This is a genomic window from Streptomyces sp. B5E4, assembly GCF_039871555.1.
Lineage (GTDB): Bacteria > Actinomycetota > Actinomycetes > Streptomycetales > Streptomycetaceae > Streptomyces.
The window spans coordinates 259,313-285,662 of record NZ_JBDPMI010000004.1 but is presented as its reverse complement, the minus strand read 5'-3'; the positions used below and the strand labels follow the sequence as shown (position 1 = coordinate 285,662).

General features: G+C 73.5%; 21 protein-coding genes and 1 tRNA gene. 11 read left to right on the top strand and 11 right to left on the bottom strand.

All coding sequences use genetic code 11. The features are described 5' to 3' along the window. The first annotated feature begins 111 nt into the window (after nt 1-111). Nucleotides 112-2,691, top strand: coding sequence for a glycoside hydrolase family 9 protein (locus tag ABGA99_RS08360; RefSeq protein WP_347576675.1), 2,580 nt, complete (start codon nt 112-114; stop codon nt 2,689-2,691). Between the two features lie 303 nt (nt 2,692-2,994). Here ABGA99_RS08360 and ABGA99_RS08355 read toward each other — a convergent pair whose 3' ends face one another. After that, the gene (locus ABGA99_RS08355) at nt 2,995-4,638 is read right to left on the bottom strand and encodes a beta-N-acetylhexosaminidase (RefSeq protein WP_347582422.1); all 1,644 of its coding nucleotides are present in this window, start codon (nt 4,636-4,638) and stop codon (nt 2,995-2,997) included. Between the two features lie 152 nt (nt 4,639-4,790). Here ABGA99_RS08355 and ABGA99_RS08350 point away from each other — a divergent pair, with 152 nt between their 5' ends. Further along, a complete protein-coding gene (locus ABGA99_RS08350) occupies nt 4,791-5,069 on the top strand; it encodes a hypothetical protein (RefSeq protein WP_347576760.1) in 279 nt (92 codons plus the stop codon). 47 nt (nt 5,070-5,116) lie between these two features. Further along, on the top strand, nt 5,117-6,931 hold the full coding sequence (glmS, locus tag ABGA99_RS08345) for a glutamine--fructose-6-phosphate transaminase (isomerizing) (RefSeq protein ID WP_347582421.1): 1,815 nt from the start codon (nt 5,117-5,119) through the stop codon (nt 6,929-6,931). Nucleotides 6,932-6,977: 46 nt separating this feature from the next. On the opposite strand, the gene ABGA99_RS08340 is transcribed toward glmS, so the two are convergent. After that, nucleotides 6,978-8,105 (bottom strand): ThiF family adenylyltransferase, encoded by a 1,128-nt coding sequence (locus ABGA99_RS08340; RefSeq protein ID WP_347582420.1) that lies wholly within the window; start codon nt 8,103-8,105, stop codon nt 6,978-6,980. 227 nt (nt 8,106-8,332) lie between these two features. Here ABGA99_RS08340 and ABGA99_RS08335 point away from each other — a divergent pair, with 227 nt between their 5' ends. Then, the gene (locus tag ABGA99_RS08335) at nt 8,333-9,640 is read left to right on the top strand and encodes a M14 family zinc carboxypeptidase (RefSeq protein WP_347582419.1); all 1,308 of its coding nucleotides are present in this window, start codon (nt 8,333-8,335) and stop codon (nt 9,638-9,640) included. A 311-nt stretch (nt 9,641-9,951) separates the two neighbouring features. Here the strand turns inward: ABGA99_RS08335 and ABGA99_RS08330 are convergent, their stop codons facing one another. Then, complete coding sequence (locus ABGA99_RS08330) at nt 9,952-10,473, bottom strand: universal stress protein (protein ID WP_347576670.1); 522 nt, start codon at nt 10,471-10,473, stop codon at nt 9,952-9,954. Nucleotides 10,474-11,431: 958 nt separating this feature from the next. Between ABGA99_RS08330 and ABGA99_RS08325 the strand changes: the two genes are divergently transcribed. The 3 genes from ABGA99_RS08325 (at nt 11,432) to ABGA99_RS08315 (ending at nt 13,435) form a co-directional block, all read left to right on the top strand. After that, nucleotides 11,432-12,658, top strand: coding sequence for a helix-turn-helix domain-containing protein (locus ABGA99_RS08325; protein ID WP_347576759.1), 1,227 nt, complete (start codon nt 11,432-11,434; stop codon nt 12,656-12,658). A 5-nt stretch (nt 12,659-12,663) separates the two neighbouring features. Continuing rightward, nucleotides 12,664-13,272, top strand: coding sequence for an oligoribonuclease (orn, locus tag ABGA99_RS08320; RefSeq protein ID WP_347576669.1), 609 nt, complete (start codon nt 12,664-12,666; stop codon nt 13,270-13,272). Between the two features lie 90 nt (nt 13,273-13,362). Continuing rightward, nucleotides 13,363-13,435 (top strand) — tRNA-His (locus tag ABGA99_RS08315). 85 nt (nt 13,436-13,520) lie between these two features. On the opposite strand, the gene ABGA99_RS08310 is transcribed toward ABGA99_RS08315, so the two are convergent. Together ABGA99_RS08310 and ABGA99_RS08305 are read right to left on the bottom strand one after the other, a co-directional pair. Next, nucleotides 13,521-14,438, bottom strand: a complete 918-nt coding sequence (locus ABGA99_RS08310) for a hypothetical protein (protein WP_347576668.1) — start codon at nt 14,436-14,438, stop codon at nt 13,521-13,523. A 112-nt stretch (nt 14,439-14,550) separates the two neighbouring features. Next, nucleotides 14,551-15,090 carry a CGNR zinc finger domain-containing protein gene (locus tag ABGA99_RS08305; RefSeq protein ID WP_347576667.1) on the bottom strand — a complete coding sequence of 180 codons (540 nt, stop codon included), beginning with the start codon at nt 15,088-15,090 and terminating at the stop codon, nt 14,551-14,553. 81 nt (nt 15,091-15,171) lie between these two features. Here ABGA99_RS08305 and ABGA99_RS08300 point away from each other — a divergent pair, with 81 nt between their 5' ends. The 3 genes from ABGA99_RS08300 (at nt 15,172) to ABGA99_RS08290 (ending at nt 18,103) form a co-directional block, all read left to right on the top strand. Further along, nucleotides 15,172-16,443: an MFS transporter gene (locus tag ABGA99_RS08300; RefSeq protein ID WP_347582418.1), complete on the top strand. Its 1,272-nt coding sequence runs from the start codon at nt 15,172-15,174 to the stop codon at nt 16,441-16,443. A gap of 107 nt (nt 16,444-16,550) precedes the next feature. After that, nucleotides 16,551-16,958 (top strand): YciI family protein, encoded by a 408-nt coding sequence (locus ABGA99_RS08295; protein WP_347576665.1) that lies wholly within the window; start codon nt 16,551-16,553, stop codon nt 16,956-16,958. After that, nucleotides 16,955-18,103 (top strand): DUF6596 domain-containing protein, encoded by a 1,149-nt coding sequence (locus ABGA99_RS08290; protein WP_347576664.1) that lies wholly within the window; start codon nt 16,955-16,957, stop codon nt 18,101-18,103. Before ABGA99_RS08295 ends, ABGA99_RS08290 begins: the two co-directional genes overlap by 4 nt. Nucleotides 18,104-18,322: 219 nt before the next feature. Here the strand turns inward: ABGA99_RS08290 and ABGA99_RS08285 are convergent, their stop codons facing one another. The 5 genes from ABGA99_RS08285 to ABGA99_RS08265 form a co-directional block, all read right to left on the bottom strand. Continuing rightward, on the bottom strand, nt 18,323-20,641 hold the full coding sequence (locus tag ABGA99_RS08285) for a GNAT family N-acetyltransferase (protein WP_347576663.1): 2,319 nt from the start codon (nt 20,639-20,641) through the stop codon (nt 18,323-18,325). Continuing rightward, the gene (locus tag ABGA99_RS08280) at nt 20,641-21,975 is read right to left on the bottom strand and encodes a lysine N(6)-hydroxylase/L-ornithine N(5)-oxygenase family protein (protein ID WP_347576662.1); all 1,335 of its coding nucleotides are present in this window, start codon (nt 21,973-21,975) and stop codon (nt 20,641-20,643) included. Before ABGA99_RS08280 ends, ABGA99_RS08285 begins: the two co-directional genes overlap by 1 nt. Further along, a complete protein-coding gene (locus ABGA99_RS08275) occupies nt 21,905-23,446 on the bottom strand; it encodes an aspartate aminotransferase family protein (RefSeq protein WP_347582417.1) in 1,542 nt (513 codons plus the stop codon). The genes ABGA99_RS08280 and ABGA99_RS08275 overlap by 71 nt, the downstream gene beginning before the upstream one ends. Nucleotides 23,447-23,548: 102 nt before the next feature. Then, the gene (locus ABGA99_RS08270; RefSeq protein ID WP_347576660.1) at nt 23,549-24,424 is read right to left on the bottom strand and encodes a siderophore-interacting protein; all 876 of its coding nucleotides are present in this window, start codon (nt 24,422-24,424) and stop codon (nt 23,549-23,551) included. 112 nt (nt 24,425-24,536) lie between these two features. Next, on the bottom strand, nt 24,537-24,800 hold the full coding sequence (locus ABGA99_RS08265; RefSeq protein WP_347582416.1) for a TAXI family TRAP transporter solute-binding subunit: 264 nt from the start codon (nt 24,798-24,800) through the stop codon (nt 24,537-24,539). A 128-nt stretch (nt 24,801-24,928) separates the two neighbouring features. Between ABGA99_RS08265 and ABGA99_RS08260 the strand changes: the two genes are divergently transcribed. Then, nucleotides 24,929-25,147 carry a hypothetical protein gene (locus ABGA99_RS08260; RefSeq protein ID WP_347576658.1) on the top strand — a complete coding sequence of 73 codons (219 nt, stop codon included), beginning with the start codon at nt 24,929-24,931 and terminating at the stop codon, nt 25,145-25,147. Between the two features lie 21 nt (nt 25,148-25,168). Here the strand turns inward: ABGA99_RS08260 and ABGA99_RS08255 are convergent, their stop codons facing one another. Further along, on the bottom strand, nt 25,169-26,347 hold the full coding sequence (locus tag ABGA99_RS08255; RefSeq protein WP_347576657.1) for an acyl-CoA dehydrogenase family protein: 1,179 nt from the start codon (nt 26,345-26,347) through the stop codon (nt 25,169-25,171). Nucleotides 26,348-26,350 lie beyond the last annotated feature (3 nt).

Sequence of the window (26,350 nt, the reverse complement as noted above, 5' to 3'; positions counted from 1 at the left end):
CGCACCGGCCGCGGCGCGATGGCGGGTCGAACCCGCCCGGGGGCGCGGCCGTGACGACGAGGGGTGCGGCCGCGCCCCGCTTCCCACCCCCCATCCGAAAGGACGTCTTCCGTGAGACGGCACATACCCCGTGCCCTCGCCGCCGTGCTGGTCGCCGGAGCGCTTGCCGCGCCCGGTGCCGTCGCGGCCGACGAGGGCCCCGAGCTGATCCTCAACGGCGGCTTCGACGCCGGCACCGCGCCCTGGTGGTGGTCGCCGGGCAACCCCGCCACCGTGGTCGACGGGCGGCTCTGCGCCGACGTGCCCGCCGGCACCGTCAACCCGTGGGACGCCATCGTCGGCCAGAACGACCTGCCGCTCGCCGCCGGCGAGACCTACGCCCTGCGCTACACCGCGACCGCCACCGCACCCGTGACGATCCGCACCAACGTGCAGCAGGCCGTGGAGCCGTGGGGCCAGTTCTTCTCCTCCGCGGACCAGGTGACGGACACCGCCCAGACCTTCGAGCACGTCTTCACCGCCACCGCCGCGGACGACGCCGCCCAGCTCGCCTTCCAGATCGGCGGCAGCGACGCGGCGTACACCTTCTGCATCGACGACGTCTCGCTGCGCGGCGGGGCGGAACAGCCCCCGTACGACCCGGACACCGGCTCGCCCGTGCGCGTCAACCAGGTCGGCTACCTCACCGAGGGGCCGAAGAACGGCACCTTCGTCACCGAGGCCGCCCAGCCGCTCGCCTGGACGCTGAACGCCGCCGACGGCACCGAGAAGGCGAGCGGGACCACCGTGCCCGCGGGTACGGACCCGACCTCGCTGGAGAACGTGCACACCTTCGCCTTCGGCGACTTCACCGAGGCCGGCGAGGGCTACACCGTCACGATCGACGGCGAGACCAGCGAGCCGTTCACCATCGGCGACGACATCTACGGCACCCTGCGCACCGACGCGCTCGCGTACTTCTACCACAACCGCAGCGGCATCGAGATCGACGCCGGACTGGTCGGCGAGGAGTACGCCCGGCCCGCCGGGCACGTGGGCGTCGCGCCCAACCGGGGCGACGACGACGTCCCGTGCCAGCCGGGGGTCTGCGACTACACGCTGGACGCCGCGGGCGGCTGGTACGACGCGGGCGACCACGGCAAGTACGTCGTCAACGGCGGCATCGCCGCCGCGCAGGTGATGGCCGCGTACGAGCGCACGCTGACCACCGAGGGCGCCGACGGCGAGCCGCTCGGCGACGGCAAGCTCGCCGTGCCCGAACGCGGCAACGGCGTGCCCGACGTGCTCGACGAGGCGCGCTGGCAACTGGAGTTCCTGCTCGCCATGCAGGTGCCCGCGGGCGAGGACCTGGCCGGCATGGCGCACCACAAGCTGCACGACGCGCAGTGGACCGGCCTGCCGACGCTGCCGCACGAGGACCCGCAGCCGCGCGAGCTGCACCCGCCGTCCACGGCCGCGACGCTCAACCTGGCCGCCACCGGCGCCCAGTGCGGGCGGCTGTACGGGGACTTCGACGCGGACTTCGCCGACCGCTGCCTGGCCGCGGCCCGTACCGCGTACGCCGCCGCCAAGGCGCACCCCGACATGCTCGCCGACCCGAACGACGGCACCGGCGGCGGCGCGTACAGCGACGGGGACGTGAGCGACGAGTTCTACTGGGCCGCCGCCGAGCTGTACCTGTCCACCGGCGAGGACGCGTATCTCCAGGACGTGCTTCGCTCGCCCCTGCACGGCGACGCCGCGGCGGTCTTCCCCGACGGCGGCATGTCGTGGGGCGCCACCGCGGGGCTCGGCGCGCTGGACCTGGCCACCGTCGACAGCGGGCTGACGGACGCGCAGCGCGCCGTCGTACGGGGCATGGTCACCGACGCCGCCGACGGCTACGCGGCCGACGCCGCGAACGCCGCCTACGGCGTCCCGTACGCCCCCGCGGGCGGGCGCTACGTCTGGGGCTCCAACAGCCAGGTGCTCAACAACATGGTCGTCCTGGCCACCGCCCACGGCCTGACCGGCGAGGCCGGCTACCGCGACGCCGTGCTCACGGGCCTCGACTACCTGCTGGGCCGCAACCCGCTGAACCAGTCGTACGTCACCGGGCACGGCGAGCGCGACTCGAAGAACCAGCACCACAGGTTCTGGGCGAACCAGCTCGACCCGAGCCTGCCGAACCCGCCCGCGGGTGCGCTGGCCGGCGGCCCGGACTCGCAGTTGGAGGACCCGGTGGCACAGCGGGAGCTGGCCGGCTGCCCGCCGGCGATGTGCTACATCGACGACATCGAGTCGTACTCGACCAACGAGGTCACGATCAACTGGAACGCCCCGCTCGCCTGGATCGCCGGCTACGCCGACGACCTCGGCACCGGCGGCGGCTCCGGGCCGGGTCCGGGCGAGGAGTGCACCGCGGCGTACGCGGTGCCCCACCAGTGGCCCGGCGGCTTCACCGGCTCCGTCACCCTCTCCTGCGACGGCGCCGCCCTCGACGGCTGGACCGCGGAGTGGGACTTCCCCGACGGCCAGCGCCTCCAGAACGCCTGGAACGCCGTCTGCACCCAGTCCGGCACCACGGTGACCTGCCGCAACGCGCCGTACAACGGCGCGGTGCCGGACGGCGGTTCCGTCTCCTTCGGCTTCAACGCCGGCTGGAGCGGCAGCAACGGCACGCCGCGGGAGGTGAGGCTCGGCGGCACCTGAGGATGAGTCCGCGCGCCGCCGGGGCGGGGTCCTTCCGTCCCGTGCGGCGCGCGGATTAAGTGCTTCCGATGCGTTCCTCAAGAGAGTCTTAAGGCTCGCGCCCGGTGCCCGTGTTGCCTGTTTCGCCCGAGTCGGGGCCACTAGCGTGCGTAGCGTTCCTCGGGACGGCGCGGAGGCGGTGGTCTCCAGCCGTGCCGAGCGGTGCGGGCCGTCCCCCCACCGCCTCCCCTCCGCGGGCTCCGCGGCGGCGCCGCGGACCGGCAGCCGCAGGGGGGAGGCGGGCCCGTGCCTCCTCGGCCGGGATCACTCCCAGGGCACCTGCGCCGAGCGGTAGAAGTCGATGCCCATGGCCTCCCACCGCGGGCCCTGCGCCACCAGCCGGTCCCGGTAGCCCTCCCAGCCGAGCTTCGCGGCGGGGGACCAGCCCAGCTCGGCGGCGCCCGCGGCGCGCGGGAAGGCCATGAACTCGATCTGGTCGCTGGTGGAGATCGTCTCGGACCACAGCGGCGCCTCGACGCCGAGGATCGCGCTCTCGGGCACGCCGCCGCCCATGTACGTGCCGGGGTCCCAGTCGTAGGACTGCCGGACCTCGACGTACCCGGCCCAGCTCAGCCCGAGCGGTGTCTGCGCGTGGTACTTCATGTCCAGATACGTCCTGTTGGCCGGCGACAGCACCAGCGGCGTGCCCGCCTTCGCGGCGTCGATGACCTCCTGCTCCTGCCCGTTGAGGCCCCAGTACTGGGCGACGGCGCCGTCGACCGGGTTCGCGCCGGTGATCTGGTGCCAGCCGATCACGGTCTTGCCGTACTTGCCGGCGATCTCCTGGGCGCGGTCCATGAAGGTGACGTACTGCTCGTGCGGGGTGGAGTGGGCCTCGTCGCCGCCGATGTGGAGGTACGTGCCGGGCGTCAGCTCGGCCAGCTCGCGGACGACGTCGTCCACGAAGTCGTACGTGACCTCCTTCGGCACGCACAGCGAGCTGAAGCCGACGCTCGTGCCCGTGTAGAGCGGCGGGGCGACGCCGTCGCAGTTCAGCTCGGCGTAGGAGGCCAGGGCGGCGTTGGTGTGGCCGGGCATGTCGACCTCGGGCACGACGGTCATGTGCCGGCTCGCGGCGTACGCGACCAGCTCGCGGTACTGGTCCTTGGTGTAGTAGCCGCCGGGCCCGCCGCCGACCTGCGTGCTGCCGCCGTACTCGGCCAGGTTCGGCCACGAGTCGATCGCCAGCCGCCAGCCCTGGTCGTCCGTGAGGTGCAGGTGCAGGGTGTTGTACTTGTAGAGCGCGAGCTGGTCGATGTACCGCTTGACCTGCTCGACGGTGAAGAAGTGCCGCGCCACGTCGAGCATCGCGCTGCGGTACGCGAACCGGGGCTCGTCGGTGATCCGGCCGCCGGCCACCAGCCACGGCCCGTCCTGCGGGGTGCCGGCCTCCACGGTCGGCGGCAGCAACTGGCGCAGGGTCTGGACGCCGTGGAAGAGCCCGGCGGGGGCCGCGGCGGAGATCAGCACGCCGTCGGTGCCGGAGGTCAGCTCGTAGCCCTCGGTGCCGACGGTCTTCTTGAGCGTGTCGCTCAGCCGGAGCTCGACCTCGCCGGACTTGCTGCCGACGGGCAGCTCGAAGCCGGTCGAGGGGCGCAGCACGCCGGCCAGGTACTCGCCCGCGTCCCGGGCGGACGCGGCGGCGGCCGAGCTGCCGGCGGGCACCCGGATGGCGGTATCGGCGGTGATCTCGTACGGGCTGCCGCCGGGCGCGACGGCGGCGGGGGCGGGGATGACGGAGTCCGGCGCGGCCGGCGCGGCGGCCCGCCGCCCCCCGTCCGCCGCGCCGGGCGCCGCCGCGCCGCCGGCGCCGACGCCCGCGGCGACGGTGAGCAGCAGCGCGACCCCCAGACGCGCGAGGGAGCGCGGGGGCCGGTGCGGGGGAGTCCTCAGGCGGTGACCTCTCACAGTGGTCCCTTCGGGGCTGCGGATCGTGCGCGTGACATGGACATTCCCAGGCGTACCGCCGGTGCCCGCACCGGTCAAGGGTGTAGACCACTCTGTCGCAGGAAAGGAGGGATTCCTGCCCGATTCCGGGCAGATTTGTTGCGAAAGCGAAGATCATCGAGCACTATCAAGGAGTGCACGACGACCTCATCGACCACCTGATACGCAGTGCGCCGCTCAGCCGCGGCGAAGCCGCGCGGGTCGTGCAGGACGTCCTGGCCTACTTCGACGAGACGACGCCCGCGTTCGTCCGGCGGCGCCACCGCGAACTGCAGGCGGGCGGCCTGGTGAACGACGAGATCTTCGACCGGATCGCCGGCGAGCTGGCGCGCCGCGCGGTCGCGCCGCCCGAGCTGACCCGGCGTCAACTGCGCCGCATCGTCTACGGCTAGCCGCCCCACCCTCACCCCTCACTCCCTCCCGACAGGAAGCGAACGATATGTGCGGAATCGTTGGTTACATCGGCAAGCGCGACGCGGCGCCGCTGCTGCTCGAAGGGCTCCAGCGGCTGGAGTACCGGGGCTACGACTCCGCCGGCGTGGCCATCGCCGCCCGTTCCGGCGTGCTGAAGACGGTCAAGGCCAAGGGCCGGGTACGGGACCTGGAGGCCCGGCTGCCCAAGCGCTTCGCCGGCGCGACGGGCATCGCGCACACCCGCTGGGCCACCCACGGCGCCCCCAGTGACACCAACGCCCACCCGCACCTGGACGAGGCCGGCAAGGTCGCCGTCGTCCACAACGGGATCATCGACAACGCCGCCGACCTGCGCGCCAAGCTCGCCGCCGACGGCGTCGAGCTGATCTCCGAGACCGACACCGAGGTGCTGGGCCACCTCATCGGCCGCTCCGCCGCCGCCACCCTGGAAGAGGCCGTCCGTGAGACGCTGCGGCTGGTGGAGGGCACGTACGGCATCGCCGTGCTGCACGCCGACCACCCCGACCGCATCGTCGTCGCCCGCAACGGCTCGCCCGTCGTGCTCGGCATCGGCGAGCGGGAGATGTTCGTCGCCTCCGACGTCGCCGCGCTGGTCTCGCACACCCGCCAGGTCGTCACCCTCGACGACGGCGAGATGGCCACCATCAAGGCCGACGACTACCGCACGTACACCACCGAGGGCTCGCGCACGTCGTCCTCGCCGGAGACGGTGGAGTGGTCGCCCGAGTCGTACGACATGGCGGGCCACGACACGTACATGCACAAGGAGATCTGCGAGCAGGCGGACGCCGTCGACCGCGTGCTGCGCGGGCGCATCGAGGAGCGGTTCTCCACCGTCCACCTCGGCGGCCTCAACCTGGGCGCGCGCGAGGCGCGCGCGGTGCGGCGCGTGAAGATCCTCGGCTGCGGCACCTCGTACCACGCGGGCATGATCGGCGCGCAGCTCGTCGAGGAGCTGGCGCGGGTGCCCGCGGACGCCGAGCCGGCCAGCGAGTTCCGCTACCGCAACCCCGTCGTCGACCCCGACACCCTCTACGTCGCCGTCTCCCAGTCCGGCGAGACGTACGACGTGCTGGCCGCCGTGCAGGAGCTGAAGCGCAAGGGCGCGCGGGTGCTCGGCGTCGTCAACGTCGTCGGCTCGGCCATCGCCCGGGAGACGGACGGCGGCATCTACGTGCACGCGGGCCCCGAGGTCTGCGTGGTGTCCACCAAGTGCTTCACCAACACCGTCGTCGCCTTCGGCCTGCTCGCGCTCCACCTCGGCCGCATCCGGGACCTGTCGGTCGCCGACGGCCGCCGCGTCATCGAGGGGCTGCGGCGGCTGCCGGAGCAGATCGCCGAGATGCTGAGCGGCGAGGACGAGATCCGGGCGCTGGCGAAGGAGTACGCGCACGCCAGGTCGATGATGTTCATCGGCCGGGTCCGCGGCTACCCGGTGGCCAGGGAGGCGGCGCTGAAGCTGAAGGAGGTCAGCTACATCCACGCCGAGGCGTACCCGGCCTCCGAGCTGAAGCACGGCCCGCTGGCGCTGATCGAGCCGGAGGTGCCGACGGTGGCGATCGTGCCGGACGACGAGCTGCTGGAGAAGAACCGCGCGGCGCTGGAGGAGATCAAGGCCCGCGAGGGCCGCATCCTCGCGGTCGCGCACCGCCGGCAGGAGAAGGCGGACCACACGATCGTGGTACCGCGCAGCGAACCGGAGCTCGACCCCATCCTCATGGGCATCCCGCTCCAGCTCTTCGCCTACCACACGGCGCTGGAGCTGGGCCGCGACATCGACAAGCCGCGCAACCTGGCGAAGTCCGTGACGGTGGAGTAGGCGCCGGACTTCGGCGGCCGGCCGCGGGGCGGGCCGCCGTGGTGGCTCACCGGGGGCTGCCGCAGGCGGGGCAGTCCGGGCGGCGGGGCAGCCGGACGGTCACCTCGTCGCCGGGCACCATCAGGTTGATCCCGAAGCGGATGCCGGGGTCGAGCGGCGGGACGCCGGTCAGCAGGGCCAGGGCACCGTACGCGACGAGCGCGCCGGATAAGCCCGCGGTGACGGCGTTGGCCGGGTTCCACGGCAGGTGGGCGGAGGTGTCGGGCTCGTCCGCCCCGGGGGGCAGGCCGAGGTCGGCCTGTTCCCGCGCCTGGTCGTGCAGGCACTCCCAGCACCCGCCGGTGCCGGGCCGGTGGATGCCCGCCGTGACCAGCGGCCCGCTGTAGCCGCCGTCGACCCACGGCAGTCCGGCGGCCAGGCAGGCCCGGTTCGCCCAGCGGCGTATCTGCGGCGGCCCGTCGGCGCCCAGCACGAACACGTCGTACCGGGGCGAGGAGTCGAGGAGCGCGGCGAGCTGCCCGGTGGTGGCGATCCGGCGTACCTCGCCGGTGACGCGGACGTCGGGGTTGAGGCCGGCGAGTCGCTGCACGGCCGCCTCGGCCTTCCGCCGTCCCACGTCCGCCTCCGCGTAGAGCATCTGCCGGTTGAGATTCGACAGTTCCACCCGGTCGTCGTCGACCAGGTGCAGATGGCCGACGCCCGAGGCGGCCAGGTGCCAGGCGGCGGCTCCCCCCGTACCCCCGACGCCCAGGACGAGCACCCGGGCCTCCTTCAGCCGCAGTTGCGCCTCCCACGCGCTGGCGCGCGCGCCGAGATCCATCCAGCGCAGCAGCGTGACGCCCCGGCTGTAGCGCTCGGCCTCCCGGGGCGAGAACTGCGCGGGCAGCGGCGCGGCCGCGTCCTCGAGGAAGCCCGCCGCGGCCAGCCGCTCCAACGCCGCGGTGACGTCGCCGGGTTCGATCTCCTCGTGCCGGGTGCGCACCGCGGTGACGATGTCCTGCGCGCTGCGGGTGCCGTCGGCGGCTTCGACCAGCGTCCAGACCCAGCCCCGCGGGTCCTCGATCTCCGCGCCGACGCCGTGGATCACGCTGCCGATACGGACGTTCCCCGCCACGGTGCGATAGCCGCGGTGCTCCGGTTTGACCCGTGGCCGTGCCCACCGTCCCACCGCCATACCCCACTCCAGGATGATGCGCCAGGAAGCCTTGCACCGACGCGGCCCAATGTGCACTACTGAGTGAGTCGTTTCAAGCACACAGAGTTGACCAGGTGGGAGGGAGGCGCGATGCAGGAGATCAGGATCCGTCGTCTCAAGAAGAAGGAGACGACAGGCGACAGCAACCCCAGCGGCGAGTGATGCCGGTCGGCGTCCCCGCGTTGGCGCGGCACCGTTACCCCACCGTGGACGACCTCACCCGGACCGCCCGCGACCTGGCACGGCGCCATCCGTCCCGCTGCCGGCTGCGGCAGGTCGGCGAATCCCGCGCGGGGGAGCCACTGTGGCTGCTCTCCGTCGGCCACGGCTCCAGGAACGTCCTGGTGGTCAGCGGCGCGCATCCGAACGAGCCGGCCGGGGGCGCCGCCGTCGCCGACCTGGCCTACCGCGCCGTACGCGGCGGACGTACCGGCCGCGCCGGGCCCGAGGTGCGTGACCGCCGGCAGGAGCGCGACGCCGCCTGGCACTTCCTGCTCTGCCTGGACCCGGACGGCGCCCGCCACACCGAGCCCTGGACCCGCCACCCCGGCACCCTGGAGCGCCAGCTCCGCCACTTCTACCGGCCCGCCGCCGACCAGCAGCCCGAGTGGCTGCCGCCGCCCGGCCGGCGGGCCGCGCCGCTGCCGGAGACCCGGGCGCTGCTGACCGTGCTGGACGAGCTGCGCCCGGCGGTGCAGTTCTCCCTGCACGCCAACGACGTCGGCGGCGCCTGGGCGCAGCTCACCCACGACCTGCCGGGCGCCCCCGCCGCGCTCGCGGACGCCGCCGCCGGCCTCGCCGTGCCGCTGGCCGCGGCCCCGGTGGACACGCTGCACATGCCCGGCGCGGGCCCGGGTGTGTTCCTCATGGCCGCGGGGGCGGGGCTCGACGCCAACGTCGTCCACCGCGACTGGCTGAGCCGGTCGACCTGGTTCCACCCGCTGCGGTACGGCACGGTCACCGCCGTCGTCGAGACGCCCGTCTGGGCCGTCGAGGCCATCGCCGACCTCCGGCCCGCCGAGGCGCCCGCGCTGGTCGTCGGGCAGGCGGTGGGACAGCTGCGCGCGCAGGCCGACCGGTTGGCGGGGCTGCTGGACGAGGCCCGTACCGGACTCGGTGCCGCCCCCGGGCCGCTGCTGGACGCCGCGGCGTGGCTGACCGAAGCCTGCTTCACCAACGCCGCGCAGTGGTCCGCGCCGCCCTCGCCGGGCAGCCCGCCGCCCGCGGCGACCGCCGGCGGTGCCCTCGCGCTGCGGATGGCCGCCCAGCGACTGCCGCTGCGGGCCGCGGCGATGCTCGCCCGCGCGACCGACGGCCATCCCCTCGGCCCGGCGGCCGAGACGCTGCTCACCCGCTGGCGCCGCAGCTACGCCGCGGACTTCGGGCCCCGCTGGATCCCCGTACGCGACCAGACCACCCTGCAGACCGAGTTCATCAGCCGGCTGGCCCGCCTGGTCCTCAACGCCGGGCGGCGCACGGGCGGATCACCGGCGGCCCACCGCCGCGACCGCTGAGACCCCGGCCGCGGGCCCGGGGCGGCACAGCGAGGGATCGTCGCCCCCCGGCGGGAGGCGAAAGAGCGGCCCTCTGCGCGTGCCACCACGTCGCGCAGAGGGCCGCCTCCCCTGTGCCGGCGTCGCCCAATACGCCGGCGGTGCCGCTGCCGTACCGGGGACCGTCACCTCCCGGTCGGCAGCGCGTCGTCGTGTCCCCTATATGCCCCTCACAAATTCACAACCCACATCTACCCGCGAGTAGATTTCTCCGGGGGGTGCGTGACCGCGCGCATGCCCGGCGCGACCGGCGCAAACGCGCGCGGGGGCGGCTACGGGACGACGACGACGGGCCGCTGCGCCCGGCGGGCGAGGCGGCCCGCGACCGAGCCGAAGATGCGGCCCACGATGCCCTGCGTGGAGCCGACCACGATGGCGTCGGCCTCGTACTCCCGGCCGACTTCCTCCAGTTCGTGACAGATGTCGCCACCACGCTCGACGAGGATCCAGGGCACGTCCGACAGATAGTCGGCGCAGGCGAGTTCCAGCCCGAGCACTTCGGTGCGGTGGTCCGGCACGTCCACGAAGACGGGCGGCTCGCAGCCGGCCCAGACGGTGGTGGGCAGCCGGTTGGCGACGTGCACGATGATCAGGCCGCAGCCCAGCCGCCGCGCCATCCCGACCGCGTAGGCCAGGGCGCGTTCACTGGACGTGGAGCCGTCGAAGCCGCAGACGACGCCGTGCTTGAAAGCGGGATCGCAGCCTTGGCGCGACTCGGCCGCCGCTTCCAGGTCCGCCGTGGGATCGGCGACCGGCTTGCGGTCCGCGGGTTCGGGGAATTCGTGACCGGCCATCGGTGTCTCGGCGAAGGGAATCCTCGTGGCTGGAGGGGCGCGGCTTGTTGTATCCGGGCTTGCTGTGTCCGGGAATCATCTTCCCAATCCCGTACAACAAGGGTACGGCGACACTACCTCCCTTGCCCAGGGGCGGGCGGCGGTATGCCAGGCGGCCCCGGCGAACGGTTCACAGGAGCATGCCCCAGTGCGGCGTCCCGCGCAACGCCGACGGGGCGGCGCGGCGCCCGGCGATCGGTCCCGGGCGCGGTCGGGGGGCGCATGGCGGCGGCGCTCAGGGATCACGCGACCGCCCTTCGTGCCGCCCCCCACGCTCCCGTGCGCTGTCGCCGCGCCCCCCGGGGCCGTCGTCGCCGCCGCGAAGACGAACGTGGCAGTTGCGCCGGGGTCGCACCGCAGGACACGGCGGGGCCGGGGCGGTCACCGGCGTTTTCGCGGCTGAGTGCGCCCGTACGCCCGTGGTTGAGGGGACAACCTCCTGTGACCCGATCTTTTCGGCCAACTTCCCTTCTGCGCACCGGAGTTGCGAGACTTAAGGCTGGAACGTTCCGGGCTCGGGGGGCTGGGGGCGCAGTCGGGGCGCACGAGCCCTGCACGTCGGAGAACCGGAGGGGGGTGGCCTTCCCTGTTGCGTGAACCAGTGGAACCGTTCGCGATCGAAAGCTTCACGCCAGGTTTCCTTGTCGACATAGAGGTAGGGCCGAACCTGCCACGCGTGTCACACAAGACACGGTTTACCTGTCGTTATAGGTGCGGGGCTGAACCTGTCCGGTCCGCCGGACGGCACGCAGTAGATTTGATCTTGGCCGAGAGACCGAGATCGTCCCGGGGGTGTAGGTGCAGGACGCGGAGGAAGAGAGAAGCGAGGGGGCTTAGCGTCATGAGCCAGGACTCCACCGGAGCGGGCGCAACGATCCGGTCCGGCGGGCCACGCCCACCCGAGGCGGCGGCAGCCGCGGTGCGAGGCGAGGCACCACGCCCGCCCCGGCGGCGCCGCGAGGTAGTCGCCGTGCTGCTGTTCAGCGGTGGCCCCGTCTTCGAGAACTCCATCCCCCTCTCCGTCTTCGGAGTCGACCGCCAGGACGCCGGCACCCCCCGGTACCGGCTGCTGGTCTGCGCCGGTGAGGACGGCCCGCTGCGGACCACCGGCGGCCTGGAGCTCTCGGCTCCGTACGGGCTGGAAGCGCTGGCCAGAGCCGGCACCGTCGTCGTGCCCGCGTGGCGCTCCATCACCCAGCCGCCGCCCGCCGCGGCGCTCGACGCGCTGCGCCGGGCGCACGAGGACGGCGCCCGCATCGTCGGGCTCTGCACCGGCGCGTTCGCGCTCGCCGCGGCCGGGCTGCTCGACGGCCGCCCGGCGACCACGCACTGGATGTACGCGCCGACGCTCGCCAAGCGCTACCCGTCGGTCCACATGGACCCGCGCGAGCTGTTCGTCGACGACGGCGACATCCTGACCTCGGCGAGCACGGCCGCCGGCATCGACCTGTGCCTGCACCTGGTGCGCCAGGACCACGGCGCCGAGGCCGCCGCCGCACTCTCCCGGAGGCTGGTGGTGCCCGCGCGGCGCGGCAGCGGCCAGGAGCGCTACCTCGACAGGTCTTTACCCGAGGAGATCGGCGGAGACCCGCTGGCGGAGGTCGTGGCCTGGGCGCTGGAGAACCTGCACGAGCAGTTCGACGTGGAGACTCTGGCGGCCCGCGCGTACATGAGCCGACGCACGTTCGACCGGCGGTTCCGCTCGCTCACCGGCAGCGCACCGCTGCAGTGGCTGATCACCCAGCGGGTGCTTCAGGCGCAGCGGCTGCTGGAGACGTCGGACTTCTCCGTGGACGAAGTGGCAGGGCGCTGCGGCTTCCGCTCGCCGGTCGCGCTGCGCGGGCACTTCCGCCGCCAGCTCGGCTCCTCCCCGGCCGCGTACCGGGCCGCCTACCGGGCCCGTAACCCCCAGGCCGTACCGCCGCCGGAACCCCCCACGGTGCCGGCGCCGCGGCGCCCGCAGCCACCCGGCGGCAGCGCGCCCGCGGGGGTCGCGGGCGGCGCGGGAGGCGGCCTGGACGCCGCCGAGAAGCCGCAGTCCGACGCGTACGCGCCCGGCCACCCCGAGCCGCACCCGCCGCGGCACCGGGGCGCCCTCGTGCGGCGCGCGACCGTGCCGGGACAGCGGGACCGGCACGTAGGGTGAGGGCCATGAACGATCGGATGGTCTGGATCGACTGCGAGATGACGGGCCTCTCGCTGACCGACGACGCGCTCGTCGAGGTGGCCGCGCTCGTCACCGACTCGGAGCTGAACGTGCTCGGTGACGGCGTCGACATCGTCATCCGGCCCCCGGCCGCGGCCCTCGCCTCCATGCCCGACGTCGTACGCGCCATGCACACGGCCTCCGGCCTGCTCGACGAGCTGGCCGGCGGCACGACGCTGGCGGACGCGGAGCGCCAGGTGCTGGCCTACGTACGCGAGTTCGTCCCCGAGCCGGGCCGCGCCCCGCTCTGCGGCAACTCCGTCAGCACCGACCGCGGCTTCCTCAGCCGGGACATGCCGAACCTGGAGGGCCACCTGCACTACCGCATCGTGGACGTCTCCTCGGTCAAGGAGCTGGCCCGCCGCTGGTACCCGCGGGCCTACTTCAACAGCCCCGAGAAGGCGGGCAACCACCGCGCCCTCGCGGACATCCGGGAGAGCATCGCCGAACTCCGCTACTACCGCGAGGCGGTCTTCGTCCCCCCACCGGGCCCGGATTCGGAGACCGCCAAGGGCATCGCGGCCCGGCACACCCTGGCGGCGGACGGCTCGTAGCCAAGCCCTCCGGGGCGGGAAAGCCGGAAGCGAGCACCGTCTGCGACCCTGTACACTTCTAGTCGGCCGGTGCGGAAGCATCAGCTCACGGTGGGTGTAGCTCAGATGGTAGAGCACCTGGTTGTGGTCCAGGTGGCCGCGGGTTCAAGTCCCGTCACTCACCCTCACGAAAGCGCAGGTCAGGCCCGGTACTCCGATGCGGAGTACCGGGCCTGACTGCGTTGTGCGGCTGCCGTGCCGGGAGGCTGTTACTCCGGGAGCCAGTCCTTGAGGTTCATGAGCCTGTCGTTGAGCACGGTGACGTCGGCGCCAGGGGCGGCGTCCGTGACGTAAACCTTCTTCGTGTAGGTGGCGTCGTCCAGGCCGGCGAAGGCGATGCGGCTGCCGTCGGGGGAGAAGACCGGGGTGAAGGCGTAGACCGGGAGCGGCAGGCTGAGGGAGGCTCCGGTGGTCACGTCGACGGACCGCAGGCCGTAGCCCGTGGAGTAGACGATGCGCTGGCTGTCGGCGGACCAGTCGGCCGGTGTGGACTCGCCGCCCCGGTGGTCGGTGGTCAGAGCGCGGACCTCGCGTGACGCCAGATGCATCACGTAGGGGTCCCGGCCGCACTCCTTGTAGTCTCCTTCGTACCAGCAGGTGGTCCGCATGAAGGCGAGGCTCTTGCCGTCGGGGGAGAACGAGGCGTCGTGGCCGCGTGTGTTGTCGAGCACCTCGCGGCCCGTGCCGTCCGGGGCGATCCACTCCAGCCTCTCGGTACGGAAGAGGACGTGCTTGCCGTCCGGCGCCCAGACCGCCTCGTCGGGCGTCTCCGTCGTCCCCTCGACCAGCACGCGCGCGTTGCCGCCGTCGGCGTCCGCTATCCAGAGGTCCCTGACGTACCTGCAGCCCTCGTGCTGGGGTATGCACTCGTCCCGGAGCTGGATGTAGATCAGTTGAGAGCCGTCGGGGGAGAGGGCGCCGCTCCCCGCGTTCCGGGGTAGGGCCCGGGTGTCGGTGACGGTTCCGGTCGTCGGGTCCAGCGCGACCAGCAGCTGGGGCTCCTCCGTGTAGTCCAGCGCGACGATCCGGCCCTCCCCCGTCGTCTCGTCGGCCGTGGCGCTTCCTCCCAGCGCCAGGCTCGTGGCGACGACGAGGGCGAGTGCTAACGCGGCGTGTCTGGGTCGCATCTGCGTCCCTTCCCTGGATTCGCGGGCCGGCCGTCCCGGCCCCACCAGGGACAGCGCACCCCGGCCGGGAAACGTCACGCCCCGGATCCCCGGAGGCATGGGGGAGGGCGGTTCAGGCGGAGGGGGCGGCGCGGCGGGCGGCGTAGGTGCGGGCCTTGGCGCGGTTGCCGCAGCCCTGCATCGAGCACCAGCGCTTGCTGCGGTTCTTCGACGTGTCCCAGAACACCTCGTGGCAGGTGTGCTCCGCGCAGCGCTTGAGGCGGGCGGCGTCGCCGGTGATCGTCAGCGTGCTCCAGGCGAGGGCCAGCTCCGTGAGCGCGCGCTCGGTGTCCGTGAGGCCGGGGGCGGGGACGGGGGTGCCGTCGGCGGTGAGGTGGAGCGGGAAGCGGGTGAGGGCCGCGTCGGCCGCTGCCGTGACGGCGGGGTCGGGGGTGTCGCCGACGTGGGTGCCCAGGTGCTCGCGGATGCCGGCGCGGAGGGCGACGGCCGCCGCGTGCAGGGCGGGGCCGGGGGTGCCGGCGACGGGCAGGTCGTGGGCCGTCAGCCAGCCGGCCAGTTCGTCCGGGGTGCTCAGCGTGTCCGTACCGGCATGGATGTCGAGGGTGTTGGCGAAGTCGGCCACCAGCTCGGCGGCCCGGGGAGGCGCGCGCATGCGGTCCACTTTACCGGCTATCGCGTTTGGTGGTAACTTCGCCTCACCGGTAAACGGCTTAGGCGGTTAGAGGGGGGCGTCATGGGTGCATCCGGGGTTCTGGAGGACGACCGGCTACGGGGCGGGCGCGACGCCGGGCGCCGCAACACCGCCGTGCTCGTCGCGTTCACCGCCGTCACGAACCTCGCCGACGGCGTCGTGAAGATGGCCCTGCCGCTGCTCGCCGTCCGCGCCGGCGGCTCTCCCGCGCAGGTCACCGGGGTGGCGCTGGCGATCTCCCTGCCCTGGCTGCTCGTCGCCCTGCATGCCGGCGTGCTCGTCGACCGCGTCGACCGCCGCCGGCTGCTGTGGATCGTCAACGTGCTGCGGCTGCTCGCGATGGTGCCGCTGCTCGCCGCCGCGGCGAGCGGTGATCTGTCCCTCGCGCTGCTGGCCGCCGCCGGCGCGGCCCTCGGCATAGCCGATGTCGTCGCCTCCACGGCGGCCACCGCCCTCGTCCCCGCCGCCGTCCCGCCCGCCGGGCGGGACAAGGCGAACGCGTGGATGGCCGGGGCGGAGACGGTGTTCAGCGAGTTCGCCGGGCCGTTCGTCGGCGGGCTGCTCATCGCGCTGGGTGCGGGGTGGGCGCTGGGCGCGACCTGGGCCGCGTACGCCGCGGCGGCGCTCGTGCTGCTGCTGCTCGTCGGGCGGTTCCGGGCCGGTGTCGCGGCGTACGAGAACGGTGGCGGGGAGGAGATGCGTGCGACCACCGTCAACGGGCAGATCGCCGAAGGGCTCCGCTACCTCTGGCGGCACCGCCTGCTGCGCTCCCTCTCCCTCATCCTCACCGTCCTCTCCGGCACCTGGGGCGCCTGGCTCGCGCTCATCCCGCTGTACGCGACCCGGGACATGGGCCTGCCCCCCGGCGCGTACGGCGTCCTGCTCAGCGCGCTCGGCATCGGCGGGCTCCTCGGCGCCGTCACCGTGACCCGGCTCAACCGGATGCTGGGCCGCCGCCGGGTGATGCTCGCCGACCTCTTCGGCACCGCCGCGATGGCCGCCGTCCCGGCGCTCACCGCCGACGCGCGCGCCGTCGCCGCGGCGGCGTTCCTCGGCGGGCTCGGCGGCACGCTGTGGACGGTCAACAGCCGCACGGTCATCCAGCGGGCGGTGCCGGACGCGATGCTCGGCCGGTTCAGCTCCGCGAACCGGATGTTCGCCTGGGGCGCGATGCCGCTGGGCGCCGGGCTGGTCGGGCTGCTCGCGGAACTCGCCGGGCCGCGGGCGGCGTTCGGCTTCTTCGCGGTGGCCTCGCTGCTGACCGTGCCCTTCTTCCTGCGGGCTGCCGCCCGGGGCGCGGAAGCGCTGCGCTGAGCCCTCGGCCGGGATTTTATCGCGGGGGATGTCGAGAACCGGCGCGCGGCTCCGTCCCCGGGGTGAACGCGGCCCACAATGGGCCGTACCTCAGCAAGGAGAAGATCATGGCCAAGTACCTGCTGCTCAAGCACTACCGGGGCGCGCCCGAGGCGGTCAACGACGTGCCGATGGACCAGTGGGAGCCGGAGGAGGTCACGGCCCACATCCAGTACATGCGTGACTTCGCCGCCCGGCTGGAGGCGACCGGCGAGTTCGTCGGCGAGCAGGCGCTCGCCCCCGAGGGCACCTTCGTCCGCTACGACGGCGAGGGCCGGCCCCCGGTCACCGACGGACCGTTCGCCGAGACCAAGGACCTGATCGCCGGCTGGATGGTGATCGACGTCGAGACCTACGACCGCGCGCTGGAGCTGGCCGCCGAGCTGTCCGCCGCGCCCGGCGCGGGCGGCAAGCCGATCCACGAGTGGCTGGAGATCCGTCCGGCCTACGGTGTGCAGGCCCCGGCCGCCGAGTGAACGAGTCGCTGCTGCGGGAGCTGGTGCCGGAGGTCATCGGGGTCCTCGTCCGCCGCGGAGCAGACTTCGCGGCGGCCGAGGACGCCGTGCAGGACGCCCTGGTCGAGGCCGTACGCGGCCGGCCGGACGACGACGCGCCGCGGGACCCCAAGGGGTGGCTGATCACGGTGGCGTGGCGCAAGTTCCTCGACACCGTACGGGCCGAAAGCTCCCGGCGGCGGCGCGAGGAACGGGTCGAGGCCGAACCCGTGCCGGACGGGGGCGGGTCGGTGGACGACACGCTCCAGCTCTACTTCCTGTGCGCGCACCCGTCCCTGACCCCGGCCTCGGCCGTCGCGCTCACGCTGCGCGCGGTCGGCGGCCTGACCACGCGGCAGATCGCGCGCGCCTATCTGGTGCCGGAGACGACCATGGCCCAGCGGATCAGCAGGGCCAAGCGGACCGTCTCCGGCGTCCGGTTCGACCGGCCCGGCGACGTCGGCACCGTGCTGCGCGTGCTGTACCTGGTCTTCAACGAGGGCTACTCCGGCGATGTCGACCTCTCCGCCGAGGCGATCCGGCTCACCCGGCAAGTGGCGGCCATGACCCGCCACGAGGAGGCCGCGGGGCTGCTGGCGCTCATGCTGCTCCACCACGCGCGGCGGGCGGCGCGGACCGGCCCGGACGGCAGGCTCGTACCGCTCGCCGAGCAGGACCGCGGGCTGTGGGACACCGGGCTGATCGCCGAGGGCGTCGGGATCCTCCAGGCCGCGCTGGCCCGGGACCGGCTGGGCGAGTTCCAGGCGCAGGCGGCGATCGCCGCGCTGCACGCCGACGCCCCGAAGGCGGCGGAGACGGACTGGGTGCAGATCGTGGAGTGGTACGACGAGCTGGTACGTCTCACCGGCAGCCCGGTGGCCCGGCTCAACCGGGCGGTTGCGGTGGGCGAGGCCGACGGGGCGCGGGCGGGGCTGGCGGCGCTGGCGGAACTCGACCCGTCGCTGCCGCGGTACGCGGCGGTGGCGGCGTACCTGCACGAGCGGGACGGCGACGTGGAGACGGCGGCCCGGCTGTACGCCCAGGCGGCCGCTGCGGCGCCGAACATACCGGAACGTGACCACCTGACGCGGCAGGCGGCGCGGCTCAACGCGCGGCTGCGGGGGTGAAGGGGCGGTCGGTTCGGCGGGGTCGGCTGAGGGGCGGTCGACTGAGGCGGTTGACGGAGGAGTCGTGCCGAGGGGCCGGCTGAGGGTCCGCCGGGGCGCGGGTTCTGTCGGTGGGGCGGCCTACCCTGGGGCGGGTGCGAGGGGGACACGCGAAGGGGGACACGTAGGGGCGTGGCGGGGGCATGAGGGGGACGTGGGGCGGGGCACGTCCCCCGGCTGCTACCTCTCCGCGTACGGGGCCAGCGGGTTGCGCAGCGTGCCCACCAACTGCAGCGCCGCCGACGGGTCCGTCAGGTCGACCATCTGCCGGTTGTCCCGCAACTGGAGCCTGTTGAGGCACGACAGCGCGAACTCCGGCGCGAACAGGTCATGCCGCTCGAACCGGTCCGCGAGGTCCGGCACCGCCGCCCGGTAGTCCCGCGCGCACGCCGCGACCGTCCGCCAGAAGTCCTCCTCGGCCAGCACCCCCGCCTCGTCCAGCAGCGGTGCCAGGAAGCGGAAGAAGCAGTCGAAGACGTCCGTGAAGACCGACAGCAGTTGCATGTCGTCGGGGACCTCGGCGCGGATGCGCTCCGCCGCCGGCGGCAGCGGCAGGTCCGGGTCCATGACCACGACCTCCTCCGCGATGTCCTTGAACAGCGCGCGCCGCACCGCCCCCGTCTCGTCCAGCACGAGGATGACGTTCTCGCCGTGCGGCATGAACGCCAGCCCGTACGCGTAGAAGGCGTGCAGCAGCGGCGTCAGATACGCGTCGAGATACCGCCGCAGCCACACCTCGGGCGCCAGCCCCGAGCCCTCGATCAGCGCCGCCGCCAGCGGCCGGCCCGCGCGGTCGGTGTGCAGCAGCGCCGCCATCGTGGCCGGCCGCTCGCCCTCGGCGAGCCCCGGCACCGGGCTCTCGCGCCACAGCGCGGCGAGCATCTTGCGGTACGGCGAGCCGGGGGCGGTGGCGGCCTCGTACGCCTCGTGGCGGTAGCCGACGGCGGCCAGTTCGCGCAGGATCTCCAGGCCCGTGCCGCGCAGCACCTCGTCCTGGTCGACCAGCCCCGCGACCCAGTCGTTGATCGCCGGGGTGGCCTCCATGTACGCGGCCGACAGCCCGCGCATGAAGCCCATGTTGAGCACGGACATCGCGGTCTTGACGTAGTGCCGCCGCGGCGTGGAGGTGTTGAAGAAGGTCCGTATCGACTGCTGCGGCTGGTACGTGTCCGCGCTCTCGCCGAGGTACACGAGCCGGCGCGTGGCGACCTCGCCCGCGAAGGTGACGGAGAGCTTGTGCTCCCACTGCCAGGGGTGCGCGGGCATCAGCAGGTAGTCGTCCGGGTCCAGGCCCAGGGCCCGCAGCCGGGCCGCGAAGCCGTCGAGCACGGCCGGCCCCAGCTCCGCGCGCAGCAGCGTGTCGTAGTCGAGGTCGGCGGCGCAGGTGAAGGTCGCCCGGTCGCGGTGGGCGGCGAGCCAGACGAGGCGGGTGCGGGCGCCCGTCTCCGGGGCATACGCGCGGTAGTCCGCCGCGCCCAGGCCGAGGCGCCCGTTGTTGGCGACGAAGCAGGGGTGGCCCTCCGTCATCCCCGCCTCGATCCGCTGGAAGTCCGCGGCCGCCAGGTCGGCGTCCTCGGGCCCGGTGAGCTTGTACGCGGTGCTCGCCAGCGTGGACGTGATCTCCTCCAGGTACACCGGCAGCACCTCGGCGCTCAGCCCCAGCGGTCCCCGGAGTTCGGCGAAGAACCGCAGCGCGTCGAGCCCCGAGCCCTCCGGCGGGTCGCCGGGGGCGTGGCGGGACACGGTGCGCGGGTCGACGCGCCAGTGGTCCAGCGCGTAGCGCCGGGCCTCGAAGCGGTATTCGGCGTCCCCCGCCCGGAGCGCGTACGAGCCGACCCCCCGCGGCTCCGGCGTCAGCAGCCGCTCGTGGGCGAACTCCCCGATGGCCTTGGCCAGCAGCCGGCGGGTGGCCTCCGCCCAGCGGCCGGGGGTGAGGTGCCCGGTGGCGTCGAAGGGTTCGGCCGCCTGCTTGGCGGCGAACTGCTCGCGGGTGCAGAAGCTCAGCAGCGCTTCCTTGCCCGGCTTCCCCGGGGCGCCCGGTATCCGTACGCGGCGCGCGACGCGGAAGCCCACGGCCTCGTTGAGCGCGTGCACCGCGGTGTTGCGCGCGTCGGGCTCGACCACGACCCGGCGCACCGCCGGGTCCGCGAACAGCCACTCCATCACCGCCGTGATCACCGCCCGGGTGAAGCCGTGCACGGGGGTGTCCGCCGGTGCGGTGAGGAAGTGCATCCCGACGTCGCCGTCCTCGGCGGCGTAGACGCCGGTCAGCTCGCGGTGCGCCGGGTCGTAGCGCTCGGCGAGGAAGGCGGGGGTGCCGTCGGCGAGGCCCAGGAAGGCGTCGTGGTGCGGATCGGCGGCGATCCGTGCGTACTCCTTCTCGACCTCCTCCGGCGTGCACCCCTGCATCAGCCAGAACGCGGCCTTGGGGTGGGTGACCCAGGTGTGCAGCAGCGGCGCGTCCAGGACCGGGTCCAGGGGGCGCAGGGTGAGTTCCATCAGACCGGCGCTCCGAACTCCTGGAAGGCGATGGACTTCTCGACGGGGTAGACCTCGCGGCCGGTCATCTCCCGGATGATGCAGGAGTTGCGGTACGCGGCCATGCCGAGGTCGGGGGCGGCGAAGCCGTGGGTGTGCAGCTCGGCGTTCTGGACGAAGACCTCGCGGCCCGCGTGGTCGACGGTGTAGTTGCGGGCGACGGCGAAGCGCCCCTGCTCGTCGCGCGCGAGCCGGTCGGCGATGCCGGCGAGGAAGGGCGGCTCGGCATAGCGGTAGCCGGTGGCCAGCACCAGGCCCTGGGTGGCCAGTTCGAAGTCGCGGCCCTGCTCCTCGTGGCGCAGCCCCAGGGTGTACGTGCCGTCCGCGTACCCGGCGGTGACGAGGGCGGTGTTGGTGAGCAGCCGGGTCGGCACGGGGCCGCGGCGGGACTTGACGTACAGCAGGTCGAAGATGGCGTCGATCAGCTCGGTGTTGATGCCCTTGTAGAGGCTCTTCTGCGCGGGGTTCAGCCGGTCGCGGACGGGCGGGGGCAGCGCGTGGAAGTAGTCGACGTACTCGGGGGAGGTCATCTCCAGCGTCAGCTTGGTGTACTCCAGCGGGAAGAACCGCGGCGAGCGGGTCACCCAGGTGAGGTGGTAGCCGTCGGGGCCGAGGTCCTGGAGCAGGTCGTAGTAGATCTCGGCGGCGCTCTGCCCGCTGCCGACGATCGTGACCGACTCCTTGGCGCGCAGCCGCTCGCGGTGCTCCAGATAGCGGCTGTTGTGGAGGACGTCGCCGCCGAGGCCGCGGCACGGCTCGGGCACGTACGGCGGGGTGCCGGTGCCCAGGACGAGGCGGCGTCCGCGGTAGGTGCCGCGCGGGGTGCGGACGACGTACGTGCCGTCCGCCGCGTCCCGTACGACGGCGGTGACCTCCTCGCCGAAGCGGACGCCCGGGAGTTTGGCGGCGGCCCAGCGGCAGTAGTCGTTGAACTCCTCGCGCAGGGGATAGAAGCTCTCGCGGATGTAGAAGGAGTACAGCCGCCCGGTCTCCTTCAGGTAGTTCAGGAAGGAGTACGGGGACGTGGGGTCGGCCAGCGTGACGAGGTCCGACATGAACGGCGTCTGGAGCGTGCTGCCTTCGATGAACATCCCGGAGTGCCAGTCGAAGTCGGGCTTGCGCTCCAGGAAGACGCCGTCGAGGCCGTCGACCGGCGCGGTCAGACAGGCCAGGCCCAGGTTGAACGGGCCGAGGCCGACGGCGACGAAGTCGTGGACGCGGTCCTCAGCGGGCGGGGAGGGCGGAGACTGCGGGGACTTCGGGGGCCGCGGAGGCGGCGGGGACGTCGGGGACAAGGGATTCTCCGGTGTGGTCGGCGGCGTGCGCGGCTATGAGGTCGAGGACGGCGGCCAGGTCCTCGGTCGTGGTCTCGGGGTTGAGCAGCGTGAACTTCAGGTGGTGCCGGCCGTCGACCTTGGTGCCCGCGACCATCGCGGCACCGGAGGCGGCCAGCCGTTCTCGGGCGTGCAGGTTGGCGGCGTCGACGAGAGCGGGGTCGGTGCCGGCCGGGCCTCCAGGGACGTAGCGGAAGACCAGCGTCGACAACTGCGGCCGGACCACGACCTCGAAGCGGGGGTCCGCGTCCAGCAGCCGCCACCCGGCCCCGGCGAGGTCGCAGACCTCGTCGAAGAGCGCGCCCACGCCGTCGGCGCCCATGACACGCAGCGTCAGCCACAGCTTGAGCGCGTCGAACCTGCGGGTGGTCTGGAGTGACTTGTCGACCTGGTTGGGGATCTGCTCGGCGGCCATGCGCTCGGGGTTGAGGTAGTCCGCGTGGTACGTCGCGTGCCGCAGGGTCGCCCGGTCCCGTACCAGCACGGCCGAGGAACTGACCGGCTGGAAGAAGGACTTGTGGAAGTCGACGGTCACCGAGTCGGCGCGCTCGATGCCGGCGAGCAGGTGCCGGCGGCGGCCCGAGACCAGCAGCCCGCAGCCGTACGCCGCGTCCACGTGCAGCCACACGCCGTACCCGGCGCACAGCCCGGCGAGCTGCGCCAGCGGGTCGACGCTGCCGAAGTCGGTGGTACCCGCGGTGGCGACGACGGCCATGGGGACGAGGCCGTCGTGCTGGAGCTCCGCGAGCGCCGCGGCCAGCGCGGCGGGCCGCATCCGGCGCTCCGCGTCGCACGGCACCTCGACGACGGCCTCCTCGCCGAGGCCGAGCAGCGCGGCGGACTTGCGGACGCTGAAGTGGCCGTGCTCGGAGGCGAGGATGCGCAGCCGGGGGAGGATCTCGGCGGTGCGCAGCCCGGCGCCCCGCTGTTTGCGCACGCCGTCGCACGCCTCCTCGCGGGCGAGCAGCAGGGCGTGCACGTTGGACTGGGTGCCGCCGGAGGTGAACACGCCGTCCGCGGCCGGACCGAGGCCGATGCGGGCGGCGGTCCAGTCGACGAGGCGGCGCTCGATGAGGGTGGCGCCGGCGGACTGGTCCCAGGTGTCCAGGGAGGAGTTGACGGCGGAGAGCACCGCCTCGCCGAGCACGGCGGGGATGACGACGGGGCAGTTGAGGTGGGCGAGGTAGCGCGGGTGGTGGAAGTAGACGGCGTCGCGCAGGTAGAGCCGGTCCAGCTCGGCCAGCGCGGCGCCGGCGTCACCGAGGGGGAGGTCGAGGTCGACGGCGTCGACGACCGGGGCGAGGGCGGGGGGTGTGATGCCCGTGAACGGGCGGTCTGCATGGGCCAGTCGGGCCGCGATGTGCTCGACGCCTGCGGTGACCGTACGACGGTAGGCGCCGGCGGTGCGGTCGTTGAGCAGGTGGGACCTCATGGGTGCTGTCCTCACGACGGGGGCAAGAAACTTAGGCAAGCCTAACCTAAGTAATCCGTCCCAGGGCTGCGGCCCCCGTCGTTTCGGCCACGCGTCGCCGGCTCATCCCGCCGCGTCTGCTTCCTCGGCCTCGTAGCGGAACTGGTCCTCGGAGGCGCCGCGGCGCCAGTAGCCGGTGAAGGCGACCGCCCGGCGGTCGAACTTCCGCTCCCGGACGAGCTGGCGGCGCAGCTCGCGCACCATCCCCGCCTCGCCCGCGAGCCAGGCGTACGGCGTCCCCGCGGGCAGGCCGGCGGCGCGCAGCGCGTCGACCACGCCGGTGGCGGGGCCGGTCAGCCAGGTGATCTCGGCGTCCGCGGCGGTGTGCAACGGGAGCGCGTCGTCGGCGTGCGGCACCCGTATCCAGGCCCGCACCGGAAGCCCGGCGGGCAGGGACTCCAGGATCGCCGCGGCGGCCGGCAGCGCGGTCTCGTCGGCGGCCACGATGACGTGATCCGCACCCGCGGGCAGCCGGAAGCGCACGCCGGTGTTGTCCGGCACGGCCGGGCCGAGCGCGATGATCCAGTCGCCGGGCTCGGCCTCGCTCGCCCACTGCGCGGCGGGGCCCGCGGGGTCGGTGTGCAGCACGAAGTCGATGTCGATCTCGCCGGGGCGCTGCGCGCGCACCGTGTACGAGCGCAGCACGGCCCGTACGCCGGGGTCGAGCGCGCGGTACTCGTCGAACCAGTCCGGACCCGTGGGCATCACCGGCTCCGTCTGGCCGGGTTGGGGCAGGAACAGCGACAGGCTCTGGTCCCGGCCGCCGGAGGTGAAGCCGTCGAGGCTGCCGGGACCGCCGGCGCCGTCGTCGCCGAAGGTGATGCGCAGGAGGGTGGGGCTGAGCCGCCGGGTGCGGGCGACGTCGAGGCGGAAGAAGCGGAACGGCTCGGCGGCGGCCGCAGCGGGCTCCGCCGTCTGCGTGGTCGGTTCCGTGGTCACGTCGGGCTCACCTTCCGGGCGGGTGCGGGGTCGCGGCCGCGTCCCGCGTACGGAAGGGCCGGCAACGTAGATTAGGCTAACCTAACCTAACTCCCGCGCACAGGTGCCGGAATCAGGCCATGAACCCCGCGTCCCGGTACGCCCGCGCCGCGCCCGGATGCAGCGGCGCCGGGACGGTGCGCCACGCCGTCGCGGGGTGGAACCCGGCCAGCGACGGGTGCACCCCGGGCAGCTCGCCGAGGGCGCCGAGCAGCAGCCGGGTCAGCGCGTACGCCGTCCCGTCCGCCAGCTCCGCCCGGACCACGAGGACGGTCTCGGCGAAGCACGTCGCCACGTCCCCGGAGTGCAGGCCCGGATACGTACCGGCCGGGATCACGCCGGGGGTGCAGCCGTAGCGGCGGGCGAGGTGGGAGCGCAGCTCCCGGGCAGCGGGGCGAGTTCGGGCCGCCGGTCGCCGCCGGCCGCGGCGGCGATGCCCGGCGCGGGCAGCGTCGGGTCAAGGCCGTGGAGTTCGCCACGGGGCCGGACGGCGACGACCCCGTGGACGCGGGCGCGGTACGCCGGATGCTGCTGCAGCCCGGCACCACGAAGGAGGTCCAGGGCCTCAGCGGGCCCCTCGGCTTCGACGCGTACGGGAACCCGAAGGACACGTCGATGGCGTACGTCGAGCTGCAGTGGCGGTCCGGCTTCCGCTACGTCCACAAGGCGCGGCTCTGGCCGTGAGCCCCGGGTGCCGTCCCGCCGTCAGGCCGTGGGCGGCAGGCCCAGCTCGCGGGCGATCAGCATGCGCTGCACCTCGCTGGTGCCCTCGCCGATCTCCAGGATCTTGGAGTCCCGCCACATCCGGGCCACCGGGTACTCGTTCATGAACCCGTACCCGCCGTGGATCTGGGTCGCCTCCCGCGCGTTGTCCACCGCCACCGTCGAGGTGTGCAGCTTCGCCAGCGCCGCCGCCTTCTTGAACGGCTCGCCGTGCACCAGCCGCGACGCCGCGTCCCGCCACGAGAGCCGGGCGGTGTGGGCGCGCAGCTCCATGTCGGCCAGCTTGAACTGGATGGCCTGGTTGGCGCCGATGGGCCGGCCGAAGGCGTGGCGCTGCTCCGCGTACGCCAGCGACTCGTCCACGCAGCCCTGCGCCAGACCGGTGGCCAGCGCGGCGATGGCGATGCGGCCCTCGTCCAGGATCCGCAGGAACTGGGCGTAGCCGCGCCCGCGTTCGCCCAGCAGGTTCGCGGCCGGGACGCGGACGTCGGAGAAGGACAGCTCGCGGGTGTCGGAGGCGTTCCAGCCGACCTTCGAGTACGGGGCGGCGACCGTGAAGCCGGGGGTGCCGGACGGCACGATGATCGCCGAGATCTCCGGCTTGCCCGACTCGCTCCTGCCGGTGACGGCGGTGACGGTGACCAGGCCGGTGATGTCCGTGCCGGAGTTGGTGATGAAGCACTTCGTCCCGTTGATCACCCACTCGCCGGTCGCCTCGTCCAGACGCGCCGTGGTCCGCGTACCGCCCGCGTCCGAGCCGCACTCCGGCTCCGTCAGCCCGAACGCGCCCAGCATCTCGCCGGAGCACAGCTTCGGCAGCCAGGTGCGCTTCTGCTCCTCCGTACCGAAGTGGTAGACGGGCATCGCGCCCAGCGAGCAGGCCGCCTCCAGCGTGATGGCCACCGAGGAGTCGACGCGCGCCAGCTCCTCCAGCACGACGCCGAGCGCCAGATAGTCGCCGCCCATGCCGCCGTACTCCTCGGGGAACGGCAGCCCGAAGAGGCCCATGCGGCCCATCTCGCGCACGATGTCGTACGGGAACTCGTGCCGCTCGTAATAGTCGCCGATCTTCGGCGCCACCACGTCGTGCGCGAACTCCTCGACGGTGCGGCGGAGCTGCTCCAGCTCGGGGGAGAGGCGGTGGTCGAGGCTGGGCGTCATCGG